Here is a 19,414-nt window from a genome sequence, read left to right on the forward strand (position 1 = left end):
CCGCACCACCGGCGCGCAGCAGCAGTGCGGTCGCCAGCAACCCGTCACCCTGCGCATCGACGGTGACAGTCGTGTCTTCAGCACGCTCGCGGATCCCCCGCTCCCCGTCGCTGCCCCAGACGCTGATGCCGAAGGTCGACGTCGCGACCTCCGACCGCAGTCTCGTCGACGTCTCCCGCGCCGTCGAAATCATTGCCGGACTCCAGTCGCTCACCAGCCGTCCGCTCGACCCCGAATGGGTGACGATCGACGAAGCGCTCGCCTCGTCGGGACCGGCAGTGATCGTGGACGCGAACGGCCTCCTCCCCGAAGATCTGCAGTCGCAGCTGCCGCTCGTCCGCACCGAGGACCGCCGGTTCGAGGTCCGCAACGCCGACGGCGAGAGCACCAGCCTCACCTTCGGCACCGAGGTGGACTTCGCCTCGCTGCAGGTCGTGCGGGACGACGGACGCACCGTGCTGGTCGCCACGTCGACCGGTGCTCCCGAGGAACTCGACCGGACGCTCGACTGGCTCTCCGCCGAGCCCGATCGCTGGTTCGAACTCGAGGGCAGCGTGCTGTTCACCGCACCCGACCGCGATCCGATCTCCCTGATCGATCCCCGGAGCCAGGACGACGACCTCGACGCGCCGTCGTCGGGATCGGACAGCACTGTGACCGCGGTGGTCGTCGCGGGTGTCGTCCTGCTCGTCGTCGGCGCGGCGGGTGCCGCGGTGTGGTCGCGCACCCGGCGCCGCCCGCAGTCACGGTGAACACCGTGACCGCGACAGTGGAGCAGCCGTCGTTCACCGAGCGGTTCTTCACGAGCGCGTTGCGGCACACCACCCGCCGGTGGATCGTGATCGTCGCCGCGACCGTCATCGCCTTCCACTCCACGTGGCTGCAGTTGATCGACGAGATCCGCACCGGCACCACGGGCGGTTACGTCCTCATCGTGCCGCCGCTCGTCGCGATCGTCGCGATCGGCATCACGCGGCAACGGAAGAACGAACTGCCGATCCACGACCGGCAGACCGACATCATCACGTCGGTGCTCCTGCTGCTGATCGCCCTCGCGATCAAGGGGCTGCTGATGCCGCGCTACGCGACGAACTATCAGGTGAGGCACCTCGACGTGCTCGCCGCGTGGGTGTTCGTGTGCGGGGCGTGCGTCGCGATGTTCGGCCTGCGCGTGACGGCGGCGTACTGGCAGGCGTGGGCGATGCTCTTCCTGAGCTCGCCCGTGCTCTACCGGATCGTGCTCGTCGAGGCCGGGGGCACGAAGCTCGCCGCGGGACAGGTCACGCTCGTGCTCGCCGCCACGGCCATCGGACTCGCGACGCGGCGCACCCGGGCCCGCGGATTCTTCTACGGCTCCGCGACATTCGTGACCGGCCTTTTCGTGCTCATCCTGATCGATCAGCAGTGGCCGGACGCGTCCATCGCCGTGTCCCAGTACGTGCCGGCGGTGATCGCGACGCTGGTCGTCGGTGCAGGCGCCTACCTGTGGACCTATCGCGGGCTCGCCCCGCGCACGCTGCCGCCGAATCCGGTGTCGATTCCCCAGGCGGTGCGGGGAGCCCTGTGCGTCGTGGTGGCCGCGCTGCTCGCGGCGCTCATGCCGCTGCCCGACCAGCGACTGACCCCCGTGTCGGAAGGGCCGCCCTATTCGGGCACCGCCACACAGATCGTCCCGGCCGGATGGATGCAGTTGTCGTCCGTCGACTACGACTGGCCCCGTGCCTACTTCCGCCAGGGATCGGTGCTGCGCCGGCAGGTGATCCGTGCGGAGGAACCGAATCCGGACTGGGACCGTCTGCTGCGTCCGCGCACCGTCGCCGTGCAGACACTGCAGGTGCGCAGCCCGAACGCGTTCGCGGTCTACCCCGCCGAGTCGATGTACGAACTCGGCAGGTCGCGCGTGAGCCCCAAGGAGTACGTCGATCTGGGGCACGGGGTGACCGCCGAATACTTCACCGTCGTCGACGACAACCTGCTCCTGACATGGAGCCTGCTCAGCTTCGTGTGGACCCGCAGCGACACCGTCGCCCAACGGGTGAGCCTGCTGACGGTGGACAACCACGAACTCGACGCGCCTTTCCTGCAACCCGAACCGAACACCGCCACCAATGCGCGCACGCTGCTGCGGGTGCTGTTGCGCGGCAACGGCACCGTCGAGGACACCGAACCCGAGTACAAGGACCGTTCCATGCTGATCGAAGTGGGTCGCGAACTCGTGGAGGCACAATGGCAGGGCGAGTGAACGTCGGCTCCGGACACGATGTTCCACCCGAGGGCACCGCGGAGTTCGACGCCTACCGGACCGCCGCCCTCCACGAGGCGGTGCACGGACTGCGCGAACGCAGCCCCGTCTCGTCGGCGTCGGTTGCGTTCGTGCCGTGGCAGAAACATCTCGGATTCGCGCTCGCCGCGGCCTTCGTGCTCGCGCTCGTCGTGGCGACGAAACCGACCCTGATCGTCTTCACCGTGCTGTGCACCTTCGGGTACATCGCGACCCTCGCCGACCGGCTGCTGCTGTTCACCCGTGGCATGGCACGCGACGCGCAGTTCATCGTCGACGACGAGGAAGCACTCGCCCTCACCGACGACCAGCTACCGCCGTACACGGTGCTCGTCCCCGCTTACAACGAACCCGAGGTGGTCGGCGACCTGCTCGCCGCGATGGCCGCGCTCGACTATCCGGCCGACATGCTCCAGGTGCTGTTGTTGCTCGAGGAGGACGACACCGTCACCATCGAGGCCGCGGAGAAGGCCGGGCTCGGCGAGAGTGTCGAGATCCTGCTCGTCCCGGCCGCCGACCCGCGCACGAAACCGAAGGCGTGCAACTACGGTCTGCACTTCACGACCGGTGAGATCGTGACGATCTTCGACGCCGAGGATCTGCCGGAGCCGTTGCAGCTGCGCCGGGTGGTCGTCGTCTTCGACCGTCTCGGCGACGACGTGGCATGCGTGCAGGCGAAACTGGCCTTCCACAACGGAACCCAGAATCTGCTGACCGGCTGGTTCACCGCCGACTACGCACTGTGGTTCAACTTCATCCTGCCCGGATTGATGAAGTCGCAGTCGCCGATCCCGCTGGGAGGCACGTCGAACCACATCCGCCGGTCGGTGTTCGACGAGATCGGTGCGTGGGATCCGTACAACGTCACAGAGGACGCCGATCTCGGCGTGCGGATCGCCGAATCCGGTTACTCCACCGCAGTTCTCGACTCGACCACACTCGAGGAGGCGAACAGCGATCCGATCAACTGGGTGCGGCAGCGATCCCGTTGGTACAAGGGCTATCTGCAGACCTGGCTGGTCCACATGCGCCGGCCCGTGCAGTTGTGGCGGGTGATCGGCACCGCGGGGATGCTGCGTTTCACGACCCTGCTCGCGGGCACGCCGATCATCGCCTGCCTGAACATGGTGTTCTGGATGACGACGCTGGCGTGGCTACTCGGGCAGGCGGCACTGATCGAGGAGATCTTCCCCTGGTACGCCTACTTCCCCGCGCTGATCTCGCTCGTGTTCGGCAACGTCGCCGTGATGTACATGAACTTCGTGGCGTGCCGAGAGACCGGGCACGCGAACCTGTGGTGGCCGTGCCTGACCGTGCCGTTCTACTGGGTGCTCATGTCGATCGCGGCGATCAAGGGCACCTATCAGCTCATCCGTAATCCTTCCTGCTGGGAGAAGACCTTCCACGGGTTGTCGTCGTGAGGGCCCGCAGCGCGTGGGTGTTCTGGACCGCCTGCCTGATCTATCTGGTGGTGGGACTGTGGCTCGCGCTGGACGTGCAGTACTACCAGGGTGATTCGCTCAGCCGTGTCAGCGCCGCGCGGTCGGTGCTGCTCAGCCGCGACCCGCACCTCGCCGCCATCGGGTTCGTGTTCACGCCGCTCACCGCCCTCGTCCAGGTGCCCCTCACGGGACTGTCGGCGTGGTTCCCCTCGCTGTCCGCCTATGCGGTCACGGCGGTGCTCATGTCGGCACCGTTCATGGCCGGCGCGGCGGTGCAGATCCACCGGATCGCGTGTGATCGCGGCTGCGCGCCGTGGTTCGTGTGGACGGTGACGGCGGTGTTCGCCCTGAACCCGATGATCGTCTACTACGGGGCGAACGGCATGAGCGAGGCGCCGTTCCTGTTCGCATTGTGCTGGGCCGCGCGTCGTTTGATCCGCTGGTGCAACACCGACGACATCCACGACCTGGCGCTGGCCGGAATCGCCCTGGCACTGGCGTATCTCGCGCGGTACGACGCGTTGGCCGTCGGCGGGGCGGTGACGGTCTTCGTCGCACTGCTCGTCCGGTACCGGTCGCGCCGCTACGCTCCCGGCTCGGGATGGCAGCCGGCGATCATGGACGCGATCCTCGTCGCCTCCCCCCTCGCGTTGGCCTTCGTCGCGTTCGTCGTGACGAGCTGGCTCGTCACCGGCGAATGGCTCGCGCAGTTCACCTCGGCCTACGGCAACGCCGCCATCCTCGAGCAGAGCGGTGGCGGGTCGTCGGGCGGGCTCGGTGCGATCGCGTTCTCGCTCGCCGAGACCGTCGTGCTCGGACCGGCACTTCCGCTGCTGATCCCGGTCGTGGCGGTGCTCGCGTGGCGGCGACGCGATCTCGAACCGCTCGTGCCGTTCGTCGTCTTCGGCGCGGTCCTGGGATTCGCGGCCCTGTCCTATGCGCGCGGAATGACGTTCCCGTTCCTGCGCTTCTACATCTGCGCGATCCCGCTGCTCGCGGTGTGGGTCGTACAGCTGGCTCCGCGACGCGGACTGCTCACGGCACGACGCCCCGGACCGCACGCCGTTCCGAGGACGGAGGACCGCAGCGGCGCGGCACCGTTGGGCGCGACGCTCCTGGTGTGCAGTCTGCCCGTCACCTTCGTTGCGATGGGCTCGCCCACCCTGTCGCAGGAACAGCACGCGTTGCGCACGGTGCTGTTCCCGGACGACGACGATCCGTCCGAGGTGCGCGAGCAGCAGCGACGGGTGATCGCGGCGTTCTCCACCGAACGACGCATCGCCGATTATCTCGACGCGATGGACCTGCCGCCGGGCTCGGTACTGATGGACACGGTCTACGGGTTCGCGATCTTCTCGGCCACCGAACGCCCCGAGACGTTCGTCATCCCCTCGGATGCCGACTTCACGGCCGTGCTCAACCGTCCCTCCGCCTCCGGGGTCGAGTACATCCTCACCGTCCCCAACGAGGGCCGGGGAACATCGGATGCCGTCAACCGCCGCTACCCCACCATCTACGAGACCGGCAGCGACATAGCGCTGCTCGAACTCGAGATCCCCAACGACGGTGCCGACCAACCCGACTGGCGACTCTTCCGGGTCCTCGACCGTGATTCACCCTGAGCGGTGGTGACGCCGTAGGACGTAGTGGACCGGGTCGTCCGGGCCGACGTCGTAGGTGCACTCGTCCGGTCGCGGGTCGGGGACGAATGACCACATCAGTGCGCCGTCCGCCCCGAGGTCGCGGTATTGCGTGAGCGTGCGGTCGACGATATCGGCACGTTCGTTCGCGGTGCGGCACGAACCGGCCCGGACACCGAGTTCGGCGACGAGCATCGGCTTCGACAACCCGTCGAGCCGCTGCTCGAGGAACTGCGCGTCGTCGTAGTCGTGATACTGCACGACGTCGAGCTGCTCGGAGCCGGTGACGATCGCGAAATCGTCTCCGGCCGAACCGCACTGGTCGCCTCCGATGGTGCCCACGGTGACGAGCCGGTCCGGGTCGTGCTCACGGACGATGGCGGCCGCGTCGTCGATCCAGGTGCGGAGCAGCCGGGCGCCACCGGGCAGGCACTCGCGCAGTTCGAGGGTGCACTCGTCGTCGGTGCAGGTCGCGGTCTCGGGTTCGCCGATCAGGTCCCACATCGCCACCGCCGGCGACGACCCCCACCGCTCGACGGCCGTCGCGACCCAGTCGTCGTAGGCGAGTACATGACCGGGTAGCGGGTCGCGCCAACCGGTGTCGTACCAGTCCGCCTGCTTGTATCCACCCGCGTCGCAATCGCTGTCCTGCGGGGCGAGAACCGGGATCAGATACACCCTGTGCCGCTCGGCGGCGTCGAAGACGGCATCGAGGGCCGTGAAGTCGAGCGTGCCGCCGATCCGGTGCACGGCGTGGGACTGGAAGGCGTCGAAACGCACGATCGAACGCGGCGCCAGCGTGCCGAAGAACTCGTCGAGATCCACCTGGGCACCGCATCCCTGGTTGACCTCCCAGCGGGTGCCGAGCTGGTAGGCGTTGAGTCCGGCGGGCCACCACGTCCGGTCGTCGAGAACGAGACGGTCGCCGTCGGCACGCACCACCGGCAGATCCTCGGGAGGCGAGGGGCGCGACGAAGTGTCCTGCGCGCAGGCCGCGAGCAGGAGCAGCAGGGCGGTGGCGACCGCAGCGACGCGCACGTCCAGAGATTGACCGCCACGGAGCCGTGTACGCAGGCATCCGGACATCGGGTCGTCAGAGGTTGTCGAGGGTCCGGATGATCCGGCGCATGTCCTTGCTCTCGGTGTTGTGAACGAGGCCGACGAGGGCCGACGTCAGCGGGTCGGGGCGTGCGATGACCCTGCCGAGCACGGCGACGTTCCGGTCGAGGACGTCGATCGCAGCGGGGCGCAGGTTCGCATCCATCTGCGACAGCATCTCGGCCCATACCCACGCGTTGTCCCGCGCGCGGTCGAAGGCGAAGTCGAGGACCGGGTGCACCGCGTCGACCGGTTCGAGGATCTTGATCAGGGGCGAGAACGACTCGATGGCGTCGCGCACCTTCGGCATCACCCCCGCGATGATGCCCAGCAGCAGGTGCTGCAGCACGATCAGCCGGCCCTGTTTCGTGGCATCGAACGCGATCTGCCACGCCCTGGTCGGTGTGGCCGCTTCGTAGGCCTCGAAGTAGCGGTTCGCGAACAGGGTGTCGATACTGTTCATGCGGTCCTTGTCCGCGAAGACGCCGGCCTTCACCGCCAGGGTCATCTGCCGGTAGACGGCCGCGAAACATCCCCGCGGATCACCGCTCTTCGCGGTCTCGTCGACGATGCCGTCGAGGATCCCGATCACCTCGTCGATGTCGTTCGCGTGCAGCGCCACGGTCCCCTCCTCCGTGCGGATGAGGATCATTGTGGACCCGCAGCTGCCGTCCCGGAAAGAACCGCGGGGCGGGGAAGAACTAGCTGGGACGCGCGTCGGGGTGCTTGTGCACGAAGTTCAGGTACGCCTTCGACGGCGTGGGCCCGCGCTGGCCCTGGTACTTGGACCCGACCTTCGCGCTGCCGTAGGGGTGCTCAGCGGGGCTCGTCAGCCGGAACAGGCACAGCTGACCGATCTTCATGCCCGGCCACAGCGTGATCGGCAGGTTCGCGACGTTGGACAGCTCGAGGGTGATGTGCCCGTCGAAGCCCGGGTCGATGAACCCGGCCGTCGAGTGCGTGAGCAGACCGAGCCGGCCCAGCGACGACTTGCCTTCGAGGCGGCCGGCGAGATCGGCCGGCAGGGTGCACCGTTCCATCGTCGACCCGAGCACGAACTCGCCGGGGTGCAGCACGAACGGCTCGCCCTCGGGCACCTGCACGAGCGACGTCAGTTCGTCCTGCTGCTTCGCCGGGTCGATGTGCGTGTAGCGCGTGTTGTTGAAGACGCGGAACAGGCTGTCGAGTTTGACGTCGACACTCGACGGCTGCACGAGCTCCGGATCGAACGGGTCGATGCCCAGATGCCCGGAGGCGATCTGAGCGCGGATGTCGCGATCGGAGAGCAGCACGAGTAGAGGTTAACAATCTCCCGGTCGAGGGTTTCTACGTGGCCGAGTCACGCCGCAGTTGCGTCGACATCGTGAGCAGCAGTTCGGTGCACTCCTCGACGACATCGTCGTGGCTCAGCGGCACGGTGCCGTCGAGCCAGGCCGTCAGCGCCTGGGCGAGTCCGCCGACGACATAGTGCGCCGCGAGGTCGAGCCGGGGGCTCGGGGTGATGGCGTAGATGTTCTCGGCCTGAGCGGTGACCAGGCCGGCGAACATGCGGGTCGAGTCGAGGCGCCGCTTCGCCAGCTGCGTGTTGGCCTGGCTGACGGAGAACAGCATGCGGCCGAGCCGCGGGTCCTCGTCGATCTCGCGGACGATGTTCTCGACGCAGGCCCGCACGATCGCGCGGTCGTCGGCGGCGGGTGCCGAGGTCACGGCGGCGAGGGTGCTCTCGGCGATGCGCTGGACGACGTGGTCGTAGACGGCACCGGTGAGCTCGTCGCGGTCGGCGAAGCTCTCGTAGAAGTAGCGCGACGCCAGACCGGCGCGCTTGCAGACACCGCGCACCGACAGCGTGGCTTCGCCGTCGGCAGCTCCGAGGAGGTCGAGACCGGCCTCGATCAGCTGCGCTCGCCGATCGGCCTGTCGTTCCTCGCCTGCGCGTCCACCGTAGAGCCGTCCAGTTGCCATACCCCTATCTTCGCAGCGTCCGGTCTCCGTTCCGCGCAACCTCCGGTCTTTACCGTCGGCGCGCATCTGAGTACAGTCGTGGTCACTTCGAACGATGGAGGGACATCCGATGACGACGACCGTCGACAAGCCCGTCGGCCTGGACGACACGATGGACGGGCTCGGCCTGGCCGCCGGAGCAGCGAACATCATCATGCAGCTGTCGTGGCCCGGTGTCGGCTACGGCGTCTACGAGTCGCGCGTGGAGTCGGGACGGCTGTTCGACCACCCGATCAAGCGCACCCGCACCACCCTCACCTATCTCGCCGTTGCAGCACGCGGCACCGATGACGAGAAGCGCCTGTTCCGTCGCGGCGTCAACAAGGCCCACGCGCAGGTGCGCTCCACCGAGTCGAGCCCGGTCGAATACAACGCGATGGACCCGGAACTGCAGCTGTGGGTGGCGTCGTGCATCTACCGCGGGTTCGAGGACGTGCACCGCGCGCTGTACGGGCCGATCCCCGACGACGCGATCGAGTACTTCTATCAGAACGGCGCGACCTTCGGCACGACACTGCAGGTGCCGCAGCACATGTGGCCGAAGGACCGCGCGGCGTTCGAGCAGTACTGGGAGGACAACCTCCACAAGGTGAAGATCGACGACACGATCCGCGAGCACCTGCTGTCGATCGCCCGGATCGAGTTCCTGCCCCAGCCCGTCCCGGCCCTGTTCGGCAAGCTCAACCTGTTCTTCACCGCCGGCTTCCTGCCGCAGCTGTTCCGCGAGCAGATGCTGCTGCCGTGGACGCCGAGCGACCAGCGTCGCTTCGACCGCGTCATGCGAGCTCTCGGTGTGGTGAACAAGAGGCTGCCGGTCGCGGTGCGGGAGCTGCCCTACCGCGTGCTGCTGGCCGACATGCGGTGGCGGATCCGGACGGGCCGATCCCTGGTCTAGGGGTCCCGCGATCGACCCTGAGAGTCTGCTACAGTTTGCTCCGAAAGCTCGGGCCGGAGTCGGTGAGAATCGGCAAAAGCCCAGCGTGCCGATGTAGTTCAATGGTAGAACATCAGCTTCCCAAGCTGAATACGCGGGTTCGATTCCCGTCATCGGCTCTCGGCGAAGGCCCCGACCACACGGTCGGGGCCTTCGTCGTATCGAGTCCGTCGTTGTTGTCGATTTTTTCGCGTTCTTCGACAACAACACCTACCTCGACGGGCCTTCGAGGTACGCGCGGGCCGTGTCGAGGAGTTCGGGAAGTGAGCGGGTCGCGTCCAGGGTGACGCCGTCCTCGTCGGGTCCCAACGGCTCGAGCGTCTCGAACTGCGACGCCACCAGCGACTCGGAGAAGAAGTGGCCGCCGCGTCCGCGGACCCTGGACCGCACGACGTCGACGGGCACATCCAGATGCAGGAAGACGGCCGGGGTGCCGGCCCGCAGAATGTCGCGGTACGACCGCTTCAGTGCCGAGCACGCGACCACCGGGGTCTCGTCGCTGTCGGCTGCGGCCTCGGCGACCGCACGCAACCAGGGCTCACGATCGTCGTCGTCGAGCGCACGCCCCGAGCGCATCTTCTCGATCGACGCGTCGCTGTGATAGTCGTCCGCTTCGATGAAGGCTCCGCCGATCGCGTCCGCGAGCTGCCTCGCGAAAGTCGTTTTGCCACATCCACTGACGCCCATCACCACAACAGCCATGCCACATCGTAACTTCGGGGAGGTTGTGGTCGCTCTCGTCGAAATTCCCGGCCACAACCTCCCCGAAGTTCACTCCAGGTACGACGCGTAATCGGCGTAGGGCACCTGCTCGGTGGGGCTTGCCGCGGGTGAATTGGGGGAGAATGTGGGCGGTTTCCGCGAGATTCTCGGCAACGACCTCCCCCGACAAAGCAGCGTGGCCGCCACCCGGAAGGGTGACGGCCACGGGGCTGCAGTGACGCCTAGACGGTCGCGGCGACCGCTTCCTCGGCCTGGGCCGGGGCGCTCGTGCGGATGAGGTGGTCGAACGCGCCGAGCGCGGCCGTCGCACCCGCACCTGCGGAGACGATGATCTGCTTGTACGGGACGGTCGTGCAGTCGCCGGCGGCGAACACGCCGGGCACCGAGGTGCGACCGTGGTCGTCGACGACGATCTCGCCGCGCGGGCTGAGTTCGACGGTGCCGGAGAGCCACTCGGTGTTGGGCAGCAGACCGATCTGGACGAACACGCCGTCGAGCTCGAGGGTGCGCGACTCGTCGGTGGTGCGGTCGGTGTAGGTCAGGCCGGTGACCTTCGAACCGTCGCCGAGGACCTCGGTGGTGAGGGCGCTGACGACGATGTCGACGTTGGGCAGGCTGCGGAGCTTGCGCTGCAGCACCTCGTCGGCGCGCAGGACCGAGTCGAACTCGATGAGCGTCACGTGGGCGACGACGCCGGCGAGGTCGATCGCGGCCTCGACACCGGAGTTGCCGCCACCGATGACCGCGACGCGCTTGCCCTTGAACAGCGGGCCGTCGCAGTGCGGGCAGTAGGTGACGCCCTTGTTGCGGTACTCCTGCTCACCCGGCACGTTCATCGCGCGCCAACGGGCACCTGTCGCGAGAACGACGCTGCGCGAGAGCAACCGGGCACCGCTCTCGAGCTCGACCTCCACGAGACCACCCTCGGTGGGGGCCGGGGTGAGCTTCGAGGCCTTCTGGACGTTCATGATGTCGACGTCGTACTGGCGCACGTGGTTCTCGAGCTCGGCGGCGAACTTCGGGCCCTCCGTGTAGGGGACGGAGGAGAAGTTCTCGATGGCCATGGTGTCGAGCACCTGGCCGCCGAAACGCTCGGCGAGAACACCGGTGCGGATTCCCTTGCGGGAGGCGTAGATCGCGGCGGTCGCGCCGGCGGGGCCACCACCGACGACGAGGACGTCGAAGGGATCCTTCTCGCTGATCGCGGCGGCGGTGCGCTCGGCGGAGCCGCTGTCGAGCTTGCCGACGATCTGCTCGAGGTTCATGCGTCCGGAGCCGAACAGCTCACCGTTGAGGAAGACGGTCGGCACGGCCATGACCTGACGTGCGTCGACCTCGTCCTGGAAGAGGGAGCCTTCGATCGCGGTGTGCTTGATGCGCGAGTTGGTCACGCACATCACGTTCAGGGCCTGCACCACGTCGGGGCAGTTCTGGCACGACAGCGAGAAGTAGGTCTCGAAGTGGAAGTCGCCCTCGAGATCGCGCACCTGCTCGAGCAGTTCCACGGCCTCCTTCGAGGGGTGGCCGCCGACCTGCAGCAGGGCGAGCACGAGGGAGGTGAACTCGTGGCCGAGCGGGATACCCGCGAACTCGACCGCGATGTCGGTGCCGACCCGGCGGATCAGGAAGGAGGGGCGACGGGTGGCTTCACCGTCGCGCACATGGGTGACCAGATCGGACATGCCGGCGATCTGATCGAGGAGATCGGCGAGTTCCTTCGACTTCGGCCGGTCGTCGAGGGACGACACGAGCTCGATCGGCTGGGTGACCTTTTCGAGAAGGGACTTCAACTGGGCGGCGAGGGAGGCGTCGAGCATGAGGATTCACTCCAGAGGTGGAAGAACTGTGACCGGAAGAGATGGGAGTCGGCGAACTTCTCAGCTCGAGCCGAGCGGACCCGGACGGTGCCCGGTGGCACGGGACGTTCGATCCCGTGCCACCGGAACGAATTTCCGTCGACGAATCAGATCTTGCCGACGAGCTCCAGCGACGGAGCGAGGGTGTCGTCGCCCTCTTCCCACTTGGCCGGGCAGACCTCACCCGGGTGGTTGCGGACGTACTGAGCGGCCTTGACCTTGCGGACGAGCTCGGCGGCGTTGCGGCCGATGCCCTCAGCGGTGACCTCGGTGAACTGGACGACGCCGTCCGGGTCGACCAGGAAGGTGCCGCGGTCGGCGAGGCCCTGATCCTCACGGAGGACCTCGAAGTCGGTGCTGATCTGCAGGGTCGGGTCACCGATCATGGCGTACTTGATCTTGCCGATGGTCTCGGACGAGCCGTGCCACGCCTTGTGCGTGAAGTGCGTGTCGGTCGAGACGGAGAAGACCTCGACGCCGAGCTTCTGCAGCTCCTCGTAGTGGTCCGCGAGGTCGCCAAGCTCCGTCGGGCAGACGAACGTGAAGTCTGCGGGGTAGAAGAAGAAGATCGCCCACTTGCCCTTGATGTCCTCGTCGGACACGGTCACGAAGGCGCCGTCCTTGAAAGCCTCGGCCTTGAAGGGCTTGATCTTCTTGTTGATCAGCGACATGTAGAAACCTCACTCGTCTCGATGGGGTTGACGGCTTCGACGTTATCCGCGAACTATTAATTGTGCCAATCGATAGTTTCTAGAAATTCGATAAGCAAGGGCTATAACACGGCATTCGGCCAGGTCGTTGCTTTTCCTTCCTCACGAATGTGACAGAACACACAGCCTTTGCGACAGAGCACTCCGGCCCGTCCGGAAGGGAAAGATGGAACCGATGCACTCACGACCGAGCTACCGCCGCACCGGATCCGGTGAACCCCTACCCCTCCTGCACGGGATCGGCGCCACGATGAACGACTTCTCCACCCTCGTCCCGCACCTCGCCGAGCACTTCGACGTGCTGAACGCCGAACTACCCGGCTACGGTTCGTCGCCGAAGCAGAACGGTCGACCCACCGTCGGCGCCCTACTGTCGGTAGGACTCGACCTCGTCGACCGGCCGCGCCTGGGCGTCGTCCGGGTCGTCGCCGAACTCGGCCTTCGCGCGACGCTGCCGCAGCAGGTCCCAGCACTGGTCGAGCCTCTTCTCGACAGCGGCCAGCCGCTGCAGGTCCTCGTCGCTCGGACCGTCCGCGCCGGTTCGTGAGCGCAGTGTCTTCTCTTCGTCCACCAGCTTCTCGATGTGCTGGAAGAGTTCGTTCTCGTCCATGGGAAACTCCCTCGATGTGGTGTTCCGTCGGCATAGCCTCATCCGGCAGGAGTGAAACCGCCGCCGGTTTCGCACCGGGCCGGCCGGGTATCTCCTCGACATGAGCATCGAAGACGGTCCCGGCGACACCCTCAGCCCCAGCGAAGGCCTCGACGCCGACGAAGTGCGGAACGACGACGGCGACGAGGTCGTCGACCCGCCCGAGGACTGGAGCGGCGCCGACAAGTTCGGAACGACCCAGCGTGAAGAGCAAGAAGGCGAGTCGCTGGACCAGCGCCTCGCCGAGGAGGAACCCGACGTCGAACCCGCTGAGCCGCTGGACAAGCCTGTCGCGGCGACACCGGAGGACGAGCTCACCGAGGACGTCGACGAGGTGATCGACGACGCCACCACCGGCGCCCCCGAGGACTCGAAACTCGCCGACGAGGTCGACGGGGTGATCGTGCAGGATTCGCGTGTCGACCGCGGTCAGATCAGCGGCGCCCCCGAGGACGGGGAGTCGATCTTCCCGATCGTCGAGTAGGAGTTCGGCGAACAGACGAAGGGGAGGTTGTGTGCGTGTCCGGTAGACGGACACGCACACAACCTCCCCTTACCCCGTGCTAGAGCTTCGCGCTAGAGCACCTTCGAGCCGTACATCTCGCCGAGCGGGTCGGCGATGAGTTCGAGGCGGGCTCCGTCGGGGTCGCGGAAGTACAACGAGACGTCGCTGTGTTCGACGAGCTCGACACCTGCGTCGATCAGCTTGTCGCGCAAGCGCTCCCAGGCGGGAAGGGCGACGCTGATCGCGATGTGGTGCAGACCGCCGAAGACCTCCCGATAGGGGCCGACGTCGAGACCGGGGAAGTCGAAGAAAGCCAGCAGATTGCCGTTGCCGATGTCGAAGAAGAAGTGCGAGGAGCCGGGATAGTCGCGGTTCTCGATCAGCTCCGTCAGCGGGAACTCGAGGAGATCCTGGTAGAAGCGCACGGTCCGTTCGACGTCGCTGCTGATCAGCGCAGTGTGGTGCAGCCCCCGCGCCGACGACTGCGGGCGCGCGTCGGCGGGCTTCAGGTGCGCGTCGCGGATGAGTGCACGCCGACGCCCGAATTCCTCGGAGCGCTGCTGCTCGTCGGCAATCATCGGTCCACCTTCTTCCCGGTGTAGTTGCATTCTCAACCACCAGGATGATCCCCACTAGTTGCGTTGTCAACTAGTTTGGCCCAGGTGGTAGCACTTCGTGACCCGGGGAGTCACGGACCGGGTACGACGATCTCGTCGCCGTCACGTCTTCTTCACGAACATCCGATTCGCCCGTTCCCGCAGATATCGGGTGCGGACGATGAATGTGTCGGGGGCTCAACGCGGTTCCGAGGAGATCCCATGAACCATCGCAGGACCCTGCGTGCGACGGTCTCGTTGCTCGCACCGCTCGCACTGCTCGCCGGTTTCGCACCCGCCGCGAGCGCAGCGGCGGACACCGACACCCGAGGATTGTGGACCGCCAGCACCCGCGGAGACACCGTGCTGGTGAAGCTGATGTACACCTCTCCACCGGACGAGGACCACCCCTTCATCTGCGTCGCGGCGCTCGGCACCGGCGAGTCCGGAACCGCCGAGATCTTCGGAGCGAACTACCAGACCCTCGAGTTCACCGGGATCGCCGCAGGACCCAACATCGCGACCGCCAGTTGCGAGGACAACGACGGAGAGCTCCGGCCGGTGGGCGCGATCGAGTTCGACCTGCCCGGCCCACCGACCCTCCACTACGTCGCGACCGAGTCCTTCTGGTTCGACGACGCGGACGACGACTGAGCGTCACATCTTCGCGTCGCGCGCCATGACGAAGCTGTAGAGGCCGTAGACCGCGATACCGAGTCCCATCAGGACGAGCAGCACCGTGCCGAAAGGCTGCGAGCCCAACGTCTTCAGAGCACCGTCGAGGCCCGCTGCCTTCTGCGGGTCGGCCTGGAAGACCGCGACGATCACCAGAACACCGACGAGACCGAGCGCGAGACCCTTCGCGACGTAACCGACAAGCCCGAGACGTTTCACGAACGTGCTCGGGTGGCTCTTCAGATCGTCGACGAAGTTCTTCGACGCACCCTTGTAGACGTGGTAAGCGCCCACACCGAGGATGACGAGTCCCGCGACGACGAGGACGAACTTGCCGGCGCCGGACTGCAGCAGCTTCGCCGTCAGTCCCGCGTTCTGTTCACCACTGGACTTGCCGCTGCCGCGGGCGAACCCGAACGCGGTGTACGCGAAGGCGAGGTAGACGACACCGACGCAGGCGGCCTTGAACCGGTCGAACGCCTTGTCCTTCATGTCGGCGTCGGGCTGCTCAGGCTCGGACGCCTTACCGAAGGCGGCCTCGGCGAACCGCCACAGGCCCATCATCACGAATACGACGACGGCGATCCACAACGCGATCTTCCCGCCGGGCTGCTCGCCCAACTCCGCCATCGCACCGGACTGCGACGCCTCCTGCTCGCCGCGACCGAACGCGACCCTGATCGCGAGGTAGCCGATGAGCAGGTGCACGATGCCACTGCCGACGTAGCCGGCACGGGCGAACTTCTCGAACACACCGTTTTGCGCGACGCGCTCGGCGGATGTCGCCGCGCCACGCGACGCGGGGGCCTGACGGTTCACTCTCGTCTCCTCATCGGTCGGGACTGTCCCCTTCGGGCTGTATTCCCGAGACCGCGGACCGCAAACGCGAACCGGCTCCGGTGGGTAGATTGGCGTCAGGTTCGAAACGCCGTCGATCGGAGGCGCATCGTGCGGATCGTCGAGGATGCTGTCGCCCTGGCCCGCCGGTGGGTGGAGGAATCGTCGGAAGTCGCGCCCGACCGTGCGGCCCGCCACCTCGCCGACGTCCTGAAGGACCCCCACGGACTCGAGTTCACCGTGCGCTTCGTCGACGAGGTCATCCGCCCCGAGGATCCGGCGACCGCGGCGCACGCCCTGGCCGAATTGTCCCGGAACATACCGGATTTCCTTCCCGTCCATCTCCGCGCGGCCGTGCGGGCGGGCGGCGCGATCGGTCCCCGCTTCCCGCACCTCGTCGTCCCCGCCGCGCGTCGCGCGCTGCGGGCGATGGTGGGGCACCTCGTCGTCGACACCGACGATGCCGCGCTGGGCCGGGCCATCGCACGACTGCAACGACCCGGCATCCGGCTCAACCTCAACCTGCTGGGCGAAGCCGTCCTCGGCGAGGCCGAGGCGCGTCGCCGTTTCGAGGGCACCCATGCGTTGCTGGCACGTGACGACGTCGACTACGTCTCGCTCAAGGTCTCGGCGGCCGTCGCGCCGCACTCGCCATGGGCGTTCGACGAGACCGTCGCGGACATCGTCGAGCGGCTCACCCCGCTGTACCGTCTCGCCGCGACCTCGCCGACGCCGAAGTTCGTCAATCTCGACATGGAGGAGTACCACGACCTGGACGTGACGGTCGCGGCGTTCACGACGCTGCTCGACCGTCCCGAGTTCCTCCATCTCGAGGCCGGAATCGTGCTGCAGGCGTATCTGCCCGACGCCCTGACCGCCATGATCGAACTGCAGCGGTGGGCGGCGGCGCGACGCGCAGGCGGCGGCGCCGCGATCAAGATCCGGGTGGTCAAGGGCGCCAACCTGCCGATGGAACGGGTCGACGCGTCGCTGCACGGATGGCCGCTCGCGACGTGGAGCACCAAGCAGGAGACCGATACGAACTACAAGCGGCTGCTGCACTACGCGTTCACGCCCGAGCGGATCGAGAACGTGCGGATCGGGGTGGCCGGGCACAATCTCTTCGACATCGCCTACGCGTGGGAGCTCGCCGGTCGCCGGCAGGTGCGCAACGGGATCGACTTCGAGATGCTCCTCGGCATGGCGCAGAGCCAGGCCGAGGTGATCCGTCGACACGTCGGCAGCCTGTTGCTCTACACACCCGTCGTCCGCCCCGACGAGTTCGACGTCGCGATCTCGTATCTGGTGCGTCGGCTCGACGAGGGTTCGGGGCAGGAGAATTTCATGTCGGCGGTGTTCGATCTGGCCGACGATCCCGCCCTGTTCGGACGCGAGGAGCAGCGGTTCCGTGCGTCGGTGGCGGCGCTCGACGACAGCGTCCCCTTCCCCAACCGCACGCAGAACCGGCAGGGTCCTCCCACCCCTGCGCCGCCGGTGTTCACGAACACGCCGGACACCGATCCGTCCCTGCCGCAGAACCGGGAGTGGGGGCGCCGCATCCTCGAGCGGGTGCCGTCGTCGAAACTCGGTATCGACACCGTGCGCGCCCACACCCTCTCCTCCGAGGACGACCTCGAGCGCGTGCTGGTCGACGCGAACGCGGCCGGTCGTGTCTGGGGTGCCCGCAGCGGTGCCGAACGCGCACGGATCCTCGAACAGGTGGCCGATGTGCTCGAGGCGCGGCGCGCCGATCTGCTCGAGGTGATGGCGGCCGAGGGCGGTAAGACGCTCGACCAGTCCGATCCGGAGGTCTCGGAAGCGATCGACTTCGCGCGGTACTACGCCGAGCGGGCCCGCGCGCTCGACGAGATCGACGGTGCGCGGTTCGTGCCGTCGACCCTCACCGTCGTGACGCCGCCGTGGAACTTCCCGGTCGCGATCCCGGCGGGATCGACGCTCGGGGCGCTGGCGTCCGGTTCGGCTGTGGTCCTCAAGCCCGCGACCCTCACGGCGCGATGCGGGTCGGTGCTCGCCGAGGCGATGTGGGATGCCGGTGTGCCCCGCGACGTCCTGCATCTCGTCCACGCCGACGAACGGTCGCTGGGCACGAAGCTCGTCTCCGATCCCCGCGTCGACCGGGTGGTGCTCACCGGCGCCTACGAGACCGCCGAGCTGTTCCGTTCGCTGCGTCCGGGGAGGCGGCTGCTGGCGGAGACGAGCGGCAAGAACGCGATCGTCGTGACGCCGAGCGCCGATCCGGATCTGGCGGTGCGCGACGTCGTGCAGTCGGCGTTCGGGCATGCCGGGCAGAAGTGCTCGGCGGCGTCGCTCGTGATCCTCGTCGGCTCCGTGGCGACCTCCCGCCGGTTCCGCGACCAACTCGTCGACGCGGTGCGGTCACTGCCGGTCGGTCCCGCGCACGATCCGCGAACCCGTATGGGGCCGTTGATCGAACCGGCGCAGGGCAAACTGCTCACCGCTCTCACCGAACTCGAGGACGGCGAGTCGTGGCTCGTCGAACCGCGCCGGCTCGACGAGGAGGGCCGGCTGTGGACACCCGGCGTGCGCACCGGGGTGCGACGCGGGTCGCGCACGCATCTCGTCGAGTTCTTCGGTCCGGTGCTGGGGGTGATGACCGCGGCCGACCTGGACGAGGCGATCGCGATCCAGAACGAGGTGGATTACGGACTCACGGCAGGTCTTCACTCGCTGGACCCCGACGAGATCGCCCGCTGGCTCGATCGGGTGCAGGCCGGGAATCTGTACGTCAACCGTGGTATCACCGGTGCCATTGTGCGACGGCAGCCCTTCGGTGGTTGGAAGAAGTCGTCGGTGGGCGCGGGCTTCAAGGCGGGTGGGCCGAACTACCTCTTCGGCTTCGGCTCCTGGGAACCGTGCACCTGGGACGAGGACGCGCTGCGCCGGGCGTTCGACGACGACGAGCGAGCGTGGACGTCGGAATTCGCTGTGGCACAAGATGTCACGGGATTGACGGCGGAGCGGAACCTGTTCCGGTACCGGCCCGTTCGCACACACGTACGCCTCGGCGAGGCGGGTCGGCCCGACGAACTCGTGCGCGTGCTCGGCGCCGCGGCCCGGGCCGGCGCGCCGGTGGAAATCTCTTCGGCTTTCGACGTCGATCTCGTAAGATGCTCGAATACAGCACGTTTCGACGGTCGCGTGCGCGTGGAGAGTGATGCGGAATGGGAGGAACGGATCGTCGACGTGGCCCCGGCGCGCGTCCGTCTGATCGGCGCAGCGCCACCCGCCGAATGGAACACCCGATGCGACGTCGCGGTGTTCGACCATCCGGTGACCGGATCCGGACGAATCGAAATGTTGCCGTTCCTGGCCGAACAGTCCGTCACGATCACCGCTCATCGATTCGGCACACCGCACCGGCTCACCGACGAGATCATCTGAAAACAAACCCCGAAGCGGTTCTGCCGAAGCCCTGTGAACCCCGA

The 19,414-nt window shown here is 67.3% G+C and carries 18 protein-coding genes, 1 tRNA gene and 1 pseudogene; 10 read left to right on the forward strand and 10 right to left on the reverse strand.

Annotation, left to right across the window (positions count from 1 at the left end):
• Window positions 1-71: 71 nt before the first annotated feature.
• From AC0LPE_RS20335 to AC0LPE_RS20350, 4 genes are read left to right on the forward strand one after another with little or no spacing between them, the layout of a single operon-like run.
• Window positions 72-752 (forward strand): hypothetical protein, encoded by a 681-nt coding sequence (locus AC0LPE_RS20335; RefSeq protein ID WP_490605105.1) that lies wholly within the window; start codon window positions 72-74, stop codon window positions 750-752.
• 5 nt (window positions 753-757) lie between these two features.
• The gene (locus tag AC0LPE_RS20340) at window positions 758-2,242 is read left to right on the forward strand and encodes a hypothetical protein (RefSeq protein WP_490605106.1); all 1,485 of its coding nucleotides are present in this window, start codon (window positions 758-760) and stop codon (window positions 2,240-2,242) included.
• Complete coding sequence (locus tag AC0LPE_RS20345) at window positions 2,227-3,702, forward strand: glycosyltransferase (RefSeq protein WP_490605107.1); 1,476 nt, start codon at window positions 2,227-2,229, stop codon at window positions 3,700-3,702. The genes AC0LPE_RS20340 and AC0LPE_RS20345 overlap by 16 nt, the downstream gene beginning before the upstream one ends.
• Complete coding sequence (locus AC0LPE_RS20350) at window positions 3,699-5,345, forward strand: glycosyltransferase family 39 protein (protein ID WP_172414923.1); 1,647 nt, start codon at window positions 3,699-3,701, stop codon at window positions 5,343-5,345. Before AC0LPE_RS20345 ends, AC0LPE_RS20350 begins: the two co-directional genes overlap by 4 nt.
• Here the strand turns inward: AC0LPE_RS20350 and AC0LPE_RS20355 are convergent.
• The 4 genes from AC0LPE_RS20355 to AC0LPE_RS20370 all read right to left on the reverse strand — a co-directional run bounded on the left by AC0LPE_RS20355 (window position 5,337) and on the right by AC0LPE_RS20370 (window position 8,423).
• Window positions 5,337-6,401: a beta-mannosidase gene (locus tag AC0LPE_RS20355; protein WP_443209889.1), complete on the reverse strand. Its 1,065-nt coding sequence runs from the start codon at window positions 6,399-6,401 to the stop codon at window positions 5,337-5,339. The two genes, AC0LPE_RS20350 and AC0LPE_RS20355, sit on opposite strands and share 9 nt — an antisense overlap.
• A gap of 55 nt (window positions 6,402-6,456) precedes the next feature.
• The gene (locus AC0LPE_RS20360; protein ID WP_490605108.1) at window positions 6,457-7,083 is read right to left on the reverse strand and encodes a DUF5995 family protein; all 627 of its coding nucleotides are present in this window, start codon (window positions 7,081-7,083) and stop codon (window positions 6,457-6,459) included.
• Between the two features lie 79 nt (window positions 7,084-7,162).
• Window positions 7,163-7,753 (reverse strand): dCTP deaminase, encoded by a 591-nt coding sequence (gene dcd, locus AC0LPE_RS20365; protein ID WP_016696219.1) that lies wholly within the window; start codon window positions 7,751-7,753, stop codon window positions 7,163-7,165.
• 34 nt (window positions 7,754-7,787) lie between these two features.
• Window positions 7,788-8,423 carry a TetR/AcrR family transcriptional regulator gene (locus tag AC0LPE_RS20370; protein WP_088897904.1) on the reverse strand — a complete coding sequence of 212 codons (636 nt, stop codon included), beginning with the start codon at window positions 8,421-8,423 and terminating at the stop codon, window positions 7,788-7,790.
• Between the two features lie 109 nt (window positions 8,424-8,532).
• Here AC0LPE_RS20370 and AC0LPE_RS20375 point away from each other — a divergent pair, with 109 nt between their 5' ends.
• Complete coding sequence (locus AC0LPE_RS20375) at window positions 8,533-9,357, forward strand: oxygenase MpaB family protein (RefSeq protein WP_088897986.1); 825 nt, start codon at window positions 8,533-8,535, stop codon at window positions 9,355-9,357.
• A gap of 87 nt (window positions 9,358-9,444) precedes the next feature.
• A tRNA-Gly gene (locus tag AC0LPE_RS20380) sits at window positions 9,445-9,515 on the forward strand.
• A 91-nt stretch (window positions 9,516-9,606) separates the two neighbouring features.
• On the opposite strand, the gene AC0LPE_RS20385 is transcribed toward AC0LPE_RS20380, so the two are convergent.
• From AC0LPE_RS20385 to ahpC, 3 genes are all read right to left on the reverse strand, one after another.
• Entirely contained in the window at window positions 9,607-10,098 is a 492-nt protein-coding gene (locus AC0LPE_RS20385) for a gluconokinase (protein WP_372462908.1), read from the reverse strand.
• Between the two features lie 242 nt (window positions 10,099-10,340).
• Window positions 10,341-11,936 carry an alkyl hydroperoxide reductase subunit F gene (gene ahpF, locus AC0LPE_RS20390; protein ID WP_160874076.1) on the reverse strand — a complete coding sequence of 532 codons (1,596 nt, stop codon included), beginning with the start codon at window positions 11,934-11,936 and terminating at the stop codon, window positions 10,341-10,343.
• Window positions 11,937-12,082: 146 nt separating this feature from the next.
• Window positions 12,083-12,646, reverse strand: a complete 564-nt coding sequence (gene ahpC / locus AC0LPE_RS20395; RefSeq protein WP_016696227.1) for an alkyl hydroperoxide reductase subunit C — start codon at window positions 12,644-12,646, stop codon at window positions 12,083-12,085.
• Window positions 12,647-12,860: 214 nt separating this feature from the next.
• On the opposite strand from ahpC, the pseudogene AC0LPE_RS20400 reads away from it, so the two are divergent.
• Window positions 12,861-13,022 (forward strand): annotated as a pseudogene (locus AC0LPE_RS20400) (alpha/beta fold hydrolase); the annotation flags it as partial.
• Window positions 13,023-13,052: 30 nt separating this feature from the next.
• On the opposite strand, the gene AC0LPE_RS20405 reads toward AC0LPE_RS20400, so the two are convergent.
• Entirely contained in the window at window positions 13,053-13,295 is a 243-nt protein-coding gene (locus tag AC0LPE_RS20405; RefSeq protein WP_006552644.1) for a DUF2630 family protein, read from the reverse strand.
• 100 nt (window positions 13,296-13,395) lie between these two features.
• Between AC0LPE_RS20405 and AC0LPE_RS20410 the strand changes: the two genes are divergently transcribed.
• Window positions 13,396-13,818, forward strand: coding sequence for a hypothetical protein (locus AC0LPE_RS20410; protein WP_064851718.1), 423 nt, complete (start codon window positions 13,396-13,398; stop codon window positions 13,816-13,818).
• A gap of 92 nt (window positions 13,819-13,910) precedes the next feature.
• On the opposite strand, the gene AC0LPE_RS20415 is transcribed toward AC0LPE_RS20410, so the two are convergent.
• Entirely contained in the window at window positions 13,911-14,417 is a 507-nt protein-coding gene (locus AC0LPE_RS20415) for a VOC family protein (protein ID WP_490605109.1), read from the reverse strand.
• Between the two features lie 240 nt (window positions 14,418-14,657).
• On the opposite strand from AC0LPE_RS20415, the gene AC0LPE_RS20420 reads away from it, so the two are divergent.
• The gene (locus AC0LPE_RS20420) at window positions 14,658-15,089 is read left to right on the forward strand and encodes a hypothetical protein (protein ID WP_490605110.1); all 432 of its coding nucleotides are present in this window, start codon (window positions 14,658-14,660) and stop codon (window positions 15,087-15,089) included.
• A 3-nt stretch (window positions 15,090-15,092) separates the two neighbouring features.
• On the opposite strand, the gene AC0LPE_RS20425 is transcribed toward AC0LPE_RS20420, so the two are convergent.
• Window positions 15,093-15,929, reverse strand: coding sequence for a DUF1206 domain-containing protein (locus AC0LPE_RS20425; protein WP_490605111.1), 837 nt, complete (start codon window positions 15,927-15,929; stop codon window positions 15,093-15,095).
• Window positions 15,930-16,058: 129 nt separating this feature from the next.
• Between AC0LPE_RS20425 and AC0LPE_RS20430 the strand changes: the two genes are divergently transcribed.
• Window positions 16,059-19,370 (forward strand): bifunctional proline dehydrogenase/L-glutamate gamma-semialdehyde dehydrogenase, encoded by a 3,312-nt coding sequence (locus tag AC0LPE_RS20430; RefSeq protein ID WP_490605112.1) that lies wholly within the window; start codon window positions 16,059-16,061, stop codon window positions 19,368-19,370.
• The last annotated feature ends 44 nt before the right edge of the window (window positions 19,371-19,414 follow it).

The sequence above is a fragment of the Rhodococcus sp. S3 genome (genome assembly GCF_058211795.1).